The 9,181-nt window shown below is 67.1% G+C and carries 17 protein-coding genes; 14 read left to right on the top strand and 3 right to left on the bottom strand.

Features of this window, described 5'->3' with window-relative positions:
• The first annotated feature begins 1 nt into the window (after position 1).
• From KCTC_RS08960 to KCTC_RS09015, 14 genes are all read left to right on the top strand, one after another.
• Positions 2-709: a DUF6424 family protein gene (locus tag KCTC_RS08960; RefSeq protein WP_125568738.1), complete on the top strand. Its 708-nt coding sequence runs from the start codon at positions 2-4 to the stop codon at positions 707-709.
• A complete protein-coding gene (locus KCTC_RS08965) occupies positions 706-1,884 on the top strand; it encodes a glycoside hydrolase domain-containing protein (protein WP_125568740.1) in 1,179 nt (392 codons plus the stop codon). Before KCTC_RS08960 ends, KCTC_RS08965 begins: the two co-directional genes overlap by 4 nt.
• Positions 1,884-2,303 carry a hypothetical protein gene (locus tag KCTC_RS08970; protein WP_125568742.1) on the top strand — a complete coding sequence of 140 codons (420 nt, stop codon included), beginning with the start codon at positions 1,884-1,886 and terminating at the stop codon, positions 2,301-2,303. Before KCTC_RS08965 ends, KCTC_RS08970 begins: the two co-directional genes overlap by 1 nt.
• A gap of 120 nt (positions 2,304-2,423) precedes the next feature.
• The gene (locus KCTC_RS08975; RefSeq protein WP_125568744.1) at positions 2,424-2,738 is read left to right on the top strand and encodes a DUF4429 domain-containing protein; all 315 of its coding nucleotides are present in this window, start codon (positions 2,424-2,426) and stop codon (positions 2,736-2,738) included.
• 354 nt (positions 2,739-3,092) lie between these two features.
• Complete coding sequence (locus tag KCTC_RS08980) at positions 3,093-3,455, top strand: hypothetical protein (protein WP_125568746.1); 363 nt, start codon at positions 3,093-3,095, stop codon at positions 3,453-3,455.
• Positions 3,452-3,616, top strand: coding sequence for a translation initiation factor IF-3 C-terminal domain-containing protein (locus tag KCTC_RS14720; RefSeq protein WP_164512549.1), 165 nt, complete (start codon positions 3,452-3,454; stop codon positions 3,614-3,616). Before KCTC_RS08980 ends, KCTC_RS14720 begins: the two co-directional genes overlap by 4 nt.
• A gap of 2 nt (positions 3,617-3,618) precedes the next feature.
• A complete protein-coding gene (locus KCTC_RS14725; protein WP_164512550.1) occupies positions 3,619-3,789 on the top strand; it encodes a hypothetical protein in 171 nt (56 codons plus the stop codon).
• A complete protein-coding gene (locus KCTC_RS08985; RefSeq protein ID WP_125568748.1) occupies positions 3,786-3,974 on the top strand; it encodes a hypothetical protein in 189 nt (62 codons plus the stop codon). Before KCTC_RS14725 ends, KCTC_RS08985 begins: the two co-directional genes overlap by 4 nt.
• Entirely contained in the window at positions 3,971-4,327 is a 357-nt protein-coding gene (locus KCTC_RS08990) for a hypothetical protein (protein ID WP_125568750.1), read from the top strand. The genes KCTC_RS08985 and KCTC_RS08990 overlap by 4 nt, the downstream gene beginning before the upstream one ends.
• A complete protein-coding gene (locus KCTC_RS08995; RefSeq protein WP_125568752.1) occupies positions 4,317-4,688 on the top strand; it encodes a hypothetical protein in 372 nt (123 codons plus the stop codon). The genes KCTC_RS08990 and KCTC_RS08995 overlap by 11 nt, the downstream gene beginning before the upstream one ends.
• A complete protein-coding gene (locus tag KCTC_RS09000; protein ID WP_125568754.1) occupies positions 4,685-5,038 on the top strand; it encodes a hypothetical protein in 354 nt (117 codons plus the stop codon). The genes KCTC_RS08995 and KCTC_RS09000 overlap by 4 nt, the downstream gene beginning before the upstream one ends.
• On the top strand, positions 5,031-5,306 hold the full coding sequence (locus KCTC_RS09005) for a hypothetical protein (protein ID WP_125568756.1): 276 nt from the start codon (positions 5,031-5,033) through the stop codon (positions 5,304-5,306). Before KCTC_RS09000 ends, KCTC_RS09005 begins: the two co-directional genes overlap by 8 nt.
• Positions 5,303-6,142: a tyrosine-type recombinase/integrase gene (locus tag KCTC_RS09010; RefSeq protein ID WP_164512551.1), complete on the top strand. Its 840-nt coding sequence runs from the start codon at positions 5,303-5,305 to the stop codon at positions 6,140-6,142. The genes KCTC_RS09005 and KCTC_RS09010 overlap by 4 nt, the downstream gene beginning before the upstream one ends.
• Positions 6,139-6,417, top strand: a complete 279-nt coding sequence (locus KCTC_RS09015; RefSeq protein WP_125568760.1) for a hypothetical protein — start codon at positions 6,139-6,141, stop codon at positions 6,415-6,417. The genes KCTC_RS09010 and KCTC_RS09015 overlap by 4 nt, the downstream gene beginning before the upstream one ends.
• Here KCTC_RS09015 and KCTC_RS09020 read toward each other — a convergent pair.
• The 3 genes from KCTC_RS09020 to KCTC_RS09030 form a co-directional block, all read right to left on the bottom strand.
• Positions 6,414-7,331, bottom strand: a complete 918-nt coding sequence (locus tag KCTC_RS09020) for a tyrosine-type recombinase/integrase (protein WP_164512552.1) — start codon at positions 7,329-7,331, stop codon at positions 6,414-6,416. The genes KCTC_RS09015 and KCTC_RS09020 overlap by 4 nt on opposite strands.
• A gap of 663 nt (positions 7,332-7,994) precedes the next feature.
• Positions 7,995-8,219 (bottom strand): hypothetical protein, encoded by a 225-nt coding sequence (locus tag KCTC_RS09025; RefSeq protein WP_125568764.1) that lies wholly within the window; start codon positions 8,217-8,219, stop codon positions 7,995-7,997.
• 394 nt (positions 8,220-8,613) lie between these two features.
• Positions 8,614-9,177, bottom strand: coding sequence for a hypothetical protein (locus tag KCTC_RS09030; protein ID WP_125568766.1), 564 nt, complete (start codon positions 9,175-9,177; stop codon positions 8,614-8,616).
• Positions 9,178-9,181: the final 4 nt, after the last annotated feature.

A 9,181-nucleotide genomic window follows, 5' to 3' on the forward strand; every position in this document is an offset into this window, starting at 1 on the left:
CATGCCCAAGGAATCGGTAGGAGAGGCCGCGGTCCTCTACACGGCCGACCACCCGGCCCGGAAGGACTCTCCGGAGTACATCGCTGCCCGCAAGGTCCTGATGAACCAGCGGAAGGGCGGCTGCATCGTCTGCGGTGGCATCCCCGACATGACCCACCCCGAGATGGAGAAGGTCGGCAGCCCGAAGGGGTTGCAGGACCACCACGGCGGCGGGATCTACGTCAAGGACGTCCTCGTCGGGCTCACGCCGTTCGGGATGGAGTGGTCACTCGGCTGGTCGGCATCGCCGGCGAAGGTCGCACAGTTCGTCGCCAACCTCAATGTCGTGCTCGAGGCGCTCGGCGAACCCACCTACGACTCGGTCATCAAGGACACCCCGAGTGTGATGGCGTTCGTCGACTCGAAGTACAACGCCAACGTCAAGCTCTGCGCCCCGCACCACGTCGGGCGCATGGACAAGCCGTCGAAGGACGCCCAGGGCCACGAGGCGGTCGGGATCCACGAGATCCCCTACCCGATCTGGCTCGGCCAGATGACGTGCGACTGGGACCGATGGGACATGTGGGCCGGCACGTCCGGCACGATCGCCGTCGCCCCGAACCCCGACGGCACCGTCGCAGTACTCCACGCCAGCGACGCCCACCCGGACCTCAACCGCGGCGACGTCCTCAAGGCCGACCACCCGCTCGCCATGGCGGCACGGCGATGACGACGTTCCGAGGGCTCCCGACCTGCGAGTGCATGGCCGAGTGGCTACCCCGCTATGAGGCCGAGCTCCAGCGCCGCGGCCTGATCGTCGGACCACTGCACATCTACCAGCTGACCGGCAACGCCACCCAGTCCGCCGGCGTCGCGGCCGGAGGCGGCCACTGCGACTACGTCCCGCGGAACAACAGTCCAGCCGACGCCGAGGTCTGGGTCGCCGACGAGATGGGCGCCCATTGCGAGGCCCGGTACACGCCGACCTTCTCGATCCGGCACAACCACCTCCTGCTCCGAGGCTGCCCGCACCTCGCGCAGGTGGCGAAGGACCAGATGGCCGAGTTCGACCGGGGCGAGGACGGACTCCTCGACCACAAACCATCCGCCGGTCCGACCGGCATCCCCAAGCGCACCTGGCAACAGGGCCTCGCCTGGGCCGACCAACAGAGAAAGGCAGCGCCCATGAAGACCATCGTCGACACCGCGCTCGAGTTCGACGCCGAGCACATGACCCGAGCCTGGCTGGCCAGCTACATCACCAAGATCAAGGCCAAGGGCCACGAGGGCGTCGCGCTCTACGCCGGCCCTGATCCCGAGAAGGTCCCGCCCAAGTGGGCCGTCCTGATGTTCCTCCAGGCCCAACTGGCGCTGACTGCCGTCTACGAGCACACCACCGAAGACGCCCTCGCCGGCTACCAGGCTGGCGTGGACAACGCCAAGATGACCATCGCCCAGTGGGTCGGCTACGGCTGTCCGCACAACATCGTGCTCTGGGCCTCCTCCGACAAATCCGACGCCACCGTGGCGCAGACCAAGGACTACGCCCGCGGGTGGATCGACACCGTCACGGCCGCAGCGTTCCTCGACGGCGGCTACGGCGACTCGGCGTTCATCCAGCTCTTCCGCTACCGCTGGCGCCCCGCCACCTGGGGGACCGCGTCCGCCCACATGATCCAGCTCGTCGGCGCCCAGCCCAACGATGTCGAGGGCTGCGATGTCAACGTCGTTGTCCACGGCTTCCCGATGTGGATGCCGATCCCGCCGGCGGTCGCACCACTCGCGCAGACCGCTGTCCACGTCCACAACGCGCTCCGTGAGCTCGCGATGGTCCCCGCCACCGAGACCGCGTCCCGGCTCGCCCTGATTCACCACGCACAAACCGACCTGAAGGGAATCCACTGATGAAACTGACCCCCGCCCAGGCGCGCACCATCGTGTACGCGGCCGCCTCGATCGCATCGCTGATCGCTGCCTACCTCCTGACCAAGCACGTCATCGGCCAGGACGAGGTCACCCTCGAGGCCGGCATCGTCTCCGTCGTGCTCGGCCTCGCCGGGTTCAAGGCCATGAACCCGGACGCACCCAGCGTCCCGATCGCCGAGCCGACCCCCGACCCGATCGTGACCACCGTCGGCAGCCTCGGCCCGAACACGCCCCTGGCCGACGACCCAGCCCCGGTCGCCCAGGACGGCACCGTGGTCAACCCTGACGCAGCACCCGAGGTCGCCACGCTGCTCCCGGCGACCCTGCGTGCTCCGGCGAAGAAGGCGGCAGCTCGTCGAGCGCCTGCCAAGAAGAACTCCAGCGCGCCCACCACCTGAAGGAGCCACGAGCTCCTGTAGTCCGCGCTCGAGAGCGAAGACGCCCCCGCCCACCGTGGCGGGGGCGTTCTTTCGCGTTGGCCTTCCCTGGTCGACCGCGGCGCCGCTACGTTGTCGGGCATGACCACCGTCAAGGGCTACATGGGCAGCGTCTCGTTCGACGGCACGACCGTCATCCTGAAGAAGTCGATGCGCGGTGAGCAGATCATCCCGCTCGCCGGCATCGCAGCCGTCCAGATCGAAGCCGCCGGGCTCGGCATGAAGGCGATCCGGTTCTCTGTCGCCGGCGGCAGCGCCGCGGGCACCATCAAGGCGATGGGCAACCACAAGAAGGCCGCCGAGGACCCGTTCGCTCTGACGTTCATGGTCACCAAGCAGGCCGAGTTCCGAGCACTCGCCTCGGAGATCCTGACGGCTAAGGCTGCGAGCGCGTGATCCAATAGCGTCATGGCCAGAACCAGAAGCTGCGGCGAGCCCTTGGTGCTCGTCGACGGTACGGCGCTTGGCAGGTGCGATCTGGATCTGGACCCGACTCCACGAACGCGCCTCGGGCTCCGCATCGGCGGAGACCGTCCGCACCCAGGGGCGCACCGCACTTGGATCCGCGGTCCGATCGGCCCAGACGCGCGCACGTTTGCCCAGCCGGTCTTCTGGGGAGATCCGGCTGAAGAAGCCGCCCTCCTCGATAGGTTCTTTCCATCCCTATAACAACAGTTACAGGGATTCCGGCGTGGCGGGCGCCCGAACGACCCCGCCGGCAGCGAGCATGGGACACATGATCAAGACCCAGTGACCCGCGTCGTTGCCCGCCTCCAGCAGCCGAGCAACCACGAACTCGTCGCTCTCGCACGCGACGGCCGCCAGATTCTCTACGTCGCGGAGAACCATGTCCGGCTCCGCGATCGCCTCCACGGTCTGGACGCCGCCGCTCAGCCGCTCCATCGAGGCGACCGCATCCGTCGCGCCTTCGGTGCCGAAGCATTCAGGTCCGTCAACGACGGCTCCATCGTGCTCTGCGCCCCGCTACGTGATCGGTGGCGCGGAAGGCGCTACGACCTGATCTACATCGAGGTCGGCGTCTCAGAGTCGTTGGTCGAGCTCCTGCAGCCGGCACTCCGACCGGACGGCACGCTGATCCGGATCTGGTCGTGATGCCGCAGCTCACCGTCCGGTTCCTCGGCCGCGAGATCGTCCACCTGAACCTCGGCTCGTCGACGTCGGCCGAGGATGGCCACAGCGACGTCGTCACCAGCCTCGTCACGTTCGGCTTCCACGCTGATGACCTGCCCGACGGCCACCGGCGGGGATGGTGACCGTGGAGGGCACGTCGACCAGGCGCTGGCGGCTCCGTGGGTACGCGGCCGACGACAACAAGAAGCTCGTCCACCAGTCGATCTGCCGCGGCGATCGCGCACTCGACGAGTCGATGGCCGCACTCGAGCGCGACAAGAACGTCGGCCGCATCACCGTGGAGCCCGGCCGATGATGCGCGCCGTCGTGACCGCGGCCGCCGCCACCTTCGGCACCATGCTCGCGCTGGCCGGCGCCGCGGTCTGGACTGCAGGCGGCAACCTCGCGACGCACCTCGGAGAGAGCGCCGCCCTCGCGTTCTTCCTCACCTTCGTCCTGGCACTGGTCGCGGTGGCCCTCAAGTACGGGGACCGGGAATGACTGCGCGCGATCGCCTCCGCGCCGAGCTGCTCGAGGTAGCGGAGTACTTGCACCCGCGGCTCCGCGACGAGATCGAGTGGCTTTACGGCGAGCACGACGTCCTGCAGGCCCGCAACGAGGAGTACTCCGAGCTCGCGCGCCGGCATCACGTCGCCTCCGTCATGGTCGGCGAGCTCCGGCAGCAGCTCGTCCGCGCCGAGCGCAAGCTCGAGGACTGCGCGGTGCAGGAAGTCGCGAAGGCCAAGCGGGTGGCCACCTTCCGAGGCAACGGCTACCTGCAGGTCACATCCCTGGGCGGTGGCAAGTACACGATCAAGCATGTCTGGATCGACGAGGTGCGCCGTGCAGACTGACCCGAACAACCTTCGTGAGATCCCCGCGCCGGCGAACGCCCGCCACTCCTGCAGCTCTTGTGGCCGACCGATCATCTGGGCCATCACCGTCGCCAGCCCGAACGGCCGCGGCGGGAAGCTCATGCCACTCGACCCGCTCGAGGACTCCGCCGGCAACGTCGCCATAACCCAGCCCCACGGCCGCGGATCCAGACTCCACGCCCGCGTCCTCATGAAGGACGAAGCCCGGGACCGCTCCGGAACCCAGTGGATCGCGATGCCGCACTTCGCGACCTGCGCCGGCAAGACCAAGCCCGAACTACCCGACAACGTGATCGACATGGCAGCTCACCGGCGACGTCGACGAGGAGGAAGACGATGACCAGCATCGCCCACATCGAGACCGCCTGGGCCCGGGGCGGCGTCAAGATCGGGATCGGCCGCCGACCAGACTCCAGCCAAGGCCCCCGACTGGTCCTGCGGTTCGCTCCACCCGAACTCGAGACGGCCCCTGACGACTTCGAGTCGATCGACGGCAGGCTGTTCCTCGCCGATGAGGACGCCCGGGCCCTGTACGAGGCGCTCGCGGAGCATTACGGGCACGCGGAGAACGACGTCAGGGCCCTGCGCCGGGACTACGACGCCGAGCGCTCACGCGTCGACCGTCTCGTCGGCGCTCTGATTGATGGCGTCGGGGTCTTGTCGCGAAACGGGGGCCAGAGCCATGGCTGACCTACCTGAGCTGAACCGAGGCGCGCTGGGGACTGCCGTGCTGGCGTTCATCGAAAACGACGGAATCCCTGCACAGCGACTCGAGACGGCCATCCGCGCCTACCTCTGGTCGATGGAGGAGGCCGACGCGACGGGTCTGCACCCGTCGTACAACGATCTGCGTCGGGCGCTCGGCAAGGAACCGATCCCGACGTGCCCGAAGTGCGGCGAGCGCGTACCGCACCGCGATGACAGTCGATGCGTACAGCCTCACGCGGGGCGCGAGTGACTCGAGGGCCGCAACCTCTCGCGGATCCGATCGCCCAGGCGTTCGTCGACTGGTCGACCGCTGAGAGGCATCCCGACACGACGGTGTCGCGGCGTCGTAGCGTGCTCCGATCGGTCGGCAACCCGGGGACGGCCACGCGCGAGGAGATCGAGGAGTGGTGGGCCTCCCAGCGGCACCTGAAGGACTCCAGCCGGGCCAACGCCCTGGCGATCCTGCGCGGGTTCATCAAGTGGTGCCAGATCTGGGAGTACCGCACCGACGATCCTACGGTCCGGATCCAGGCCCCGAAGGTGAACCCGGGCAAGCCGAACCCCACAAAGAAGCACGAGCTCGACCTCATCTTCGAGCATCTGCGCGACCCGGCCGTCCGCGACTATGTGCAGCTGCGCCGCGCAGTACTCCTCGGCGTCGCGGCCGGCCTGCGGCGTGCGGAGGCCGCCGGGCAGGACTGGTGCGACATCGACCCGGCGACCAGGACTGCGCGCGTGACCGGGAAGGGCGGGAAGGTCCGTAACGTCAAACTCTCCGCGAAGTTGCTCGAGGAACTCGGACCGCCGATGCCGCGCGGGAACGTCATCACCCGCGAGGAAGCCGCGTGGCGGCCGGACACGCTCGGGCGGAAGGTCAACCGGGAGATCCGTGCCGCCGGCGTCGCCTCGACCATGCACAAACTGCGCCACCGGTACGGCACCGACGCATTCAGGGCCACCAAGGACCCGCGGGCAGTCGCCGAGCAACTCGGGCACGCGTCCCCGTCGACGGCCCTGCTGTTCTACATCGACGCCGACGACGAAGCAGCCGACATCATCGCGACCGCGGCCTCGGCGAACTGGTGAGGCGGCTCGACCTCAGGCCGAAGCCGAGGCACCTGTACGACCCTCTCGCTGACGAACCTGAACTCAGCGACGAGGACCGCGTCGACGGCGAACCGCTCACCCAGCACTACGAGGCCGCGCGCCGCCGGATCCAGCAGCATCTTGAGCGCACCGATCTCGACGAGGAGACCAGGACCAAACTGACCGGCCACCTGCAGATCTTCCGGCTCCTCTGGGAGCGGGAGACGATCGAGGATCACTGGACCAGCGGCGAGGGCGACAGGAAGCTCTTCTAGACCGCGGTGGACTCCCCGTCGTGCCGCGCCATCGGGACGACCACGTTCTCGCCCATGCGGCGCTCATACTGCCGCTCCTGGGCCGCCGCCCGCGTCGAGTAACCGGCGTTGACGGCCGCCCGCCACCGCTTCTGGTTGACCTTCACGTACAGCATCGTCGTGTTGAGGCCGGCGTGCCCAAGCAGTTCCTGCACGACGCGCATGTCCCCACCGGACGCCTCGGCCATGTTCGTGCCGGCACGGTGCCGCAGCTTGTGCATCGTCCACCCACCCTCGAGAGCGCGGGAGACTAGGTTCCCCACCCTCTGGGGCGACAGGTGCCCGTCGATCCGACCAGGGAATGCGTATCCGGCTGGTGCCCGGAGCAGCTTCATGGCTGTCGTTGCCTCGAGGGGAACGATTCGAGTCTTGCCGCCCTTCCCGTGCACGATCAACGACCAGCCGTCCAGGTCCTCAACGAGGTCGCGCTCCGGCCACACCAACGTAACCTCGCCGCGACGTAGACCATGGCCAGCCGCGAGCTCGAGCATCAACTGCAGCCGGTCATCGGCGTCGAGAAGCGCGTTGTCGTAGACCCGGTCCGGGCACGGCATCGGATTGGGCGGCGGCGGATCCACCTTCGGGATCACATTCGCCGGCGACGCCACGACGAACTCGGCGTCCATGGCCCAGCGGTAGAACGCCCGCATCGTGGTCCGCTTCGACCGGTACGTGTTGGCGGCCCAGTCATGCGCCGCGAACCAGTGCAGCAGCTCGTCGCCGGTCAACTCCCAGGGCCCGACCTCGATGCCTTTCGCCAGCTGCTGAAGGTGGTCAGAGCGGGTGCGGATAGTGGCCGGCGGGTAGCGGTGAAGCCGGCCCCATTCTGAGAACTCCGCGATCGCGGCGCGCCAGGACGCCAGATGATGCGTCAAACCCCCAGCCCCCCAACTCGCCCGAGAACCCATCCATGTCTAGTCCTCAATGACGGCTGAGAAAGGGCCCGAGGAACATTACGGAGCGGTCCATCTGAAACCTATGAACCGATCGGGCGAACACTGCCTAGTTCAAACGAACTAGAGTGCAATGCCGCATAGCGAGCGTGCCGAGAACACACATGAGTCCAGCGGGCGAGGCCTCCGCCGGCGTCGCGCTGGCGGACGCTCTCGGTCGCTTGCGCGAGACATAGCCCGAAGGCGCAGCGCTCATTCAAGCCGACGCCTTGCCGGATTCTGGCCGAACGGAGGATGCGCGAGCAGCCCGGATCTCGGAAAGATAGATGACCTCGGCTACCCTCGGCTCAGCGAGGGAGGGAACCATGCCAGACCACAGATCAGAAGGTCTGGGGTTCGAATCCCTACAGCCGCGCAAGACGGGAAACCGCCTCTGAACTGCGAAAACGTGGGTATCAGAGGCGGTTTTCTTTTCGCAAAGCACTCGCCGTGCGCTCGGTCGTGCAATCTCCGTGCAATCAGACCCGGCCTGATACGGCCCCAGACGCACGAACGCCGGGCGGTCGCTTCCGTTGCTGGCGCGAGCCGTCCGGCGTCGTGTTTGGCCACCTATTTGGCCGGCCACCTGTTTGGCCGTGGTTCTGGTCAGACCAGCGCGAACAGGTCGCTGAACTCCTTGCCTGTGGCGATCATCAGCGCGGCGACAAGTTCGGGGGTAGCGCCGCCCTCGTCGTCGAGCAGCCCATAGGAGTGGAGAGACTCCGACGAGTGCAGTGCGGCCAGCGGGGCGAGGTTGCTGGCCAGTCGGGCGCGCCCCGGGTCGATGGTCTGGAGCGCCTCAAGGGCGGTGGGCTTCGGTTTGATGGTCATGCTGCGAGCCTTGCTGGCCAGTCCACAAAACGCCAGGCGATCTCACTAGCCGGGGGTGCTCTCCGGCGTGTCGCAGTTGCCGTGGACATCCCCCCGGGTTTCTTACGCTCAAAACCAACCAGATGCTTCCACTATCGCCAGGCTGGCTCACAAACTTCTGCCACTTCGGCATCCGCTTTCTATTTACCTGGAGCAGCGAGAGGGGCATTGTGTGGCCCCGTAGCGAGCGCGCCAGCGCTCAGCGAAGCGGGACGCATTGTGCCCCGGCAGTGTCAGTGCCAACACCGAATGGTTCTCGCTCGCTGACCGCGCCCGCACTCAATGCTCGGCAGAGGGCCCAGCGCAAGCGGCGAGCTGGTTGCTCTTTGGTGCGACCACGCGTCGCCGGGTTCGTTCAGCCGATTTCGGCAACCAGCCGGCGGGCGGCCATGTTTGCTCGCCCGTAGACGAGCAGCCAGTTGTGCTTGGCCGTTTCAGTGAACTTGCCGGGGTTGAGCGCGTCCAAGACGATAGCGCCGTAGACCTGGTGGGCGTTCACTAAGTGCTTCCGCAGTTCGACCCAATCAGCGCTTGTCGCAGCGGTCCCCGAGCTTGCGGCCAGGTCCGACAACAGCCGTGGCATCCGAGCCGTTATGTCGGTGACGTCGTTATAGAGCTGCTTCGCCTGCTCATGTGTGTCTTCGCTGGGTTGTTCCCTCCAAAAGCGCCAGTTGTCGCTAAGCATTTGCACGCCGGCAGACATAAAGGCGAGTTCATCCATGACGTTCTGGCACAGCGCGCGAGCGTCGTCCCGGTTGCGTGATTGCCGTTCGTATTCGTGTTTGTCGCGATCATGCTGGAGGCGTTCTCGGTCCAGGTCGCGTTGACCACCAGCGACCTTCAAGGAGATAGCGGCCGACACGGCTGCGGCGACAACCGATGAGGAAGCTGCGGCTGCCGCGATTGCTTCGAAACTCATGTGA

Origin of the sequence: Nocardioides baekrokdamisoli (assembly GCF_003945325.1) — a bacterium.
Taxonomy (GTDB): domain Bacteria; phylum Actinomycetota; class Actinomycetes; order Propionibacteriales; family Nocardioidaceae; genus Nocardioides; species Nocardioides baekrokdamisoli.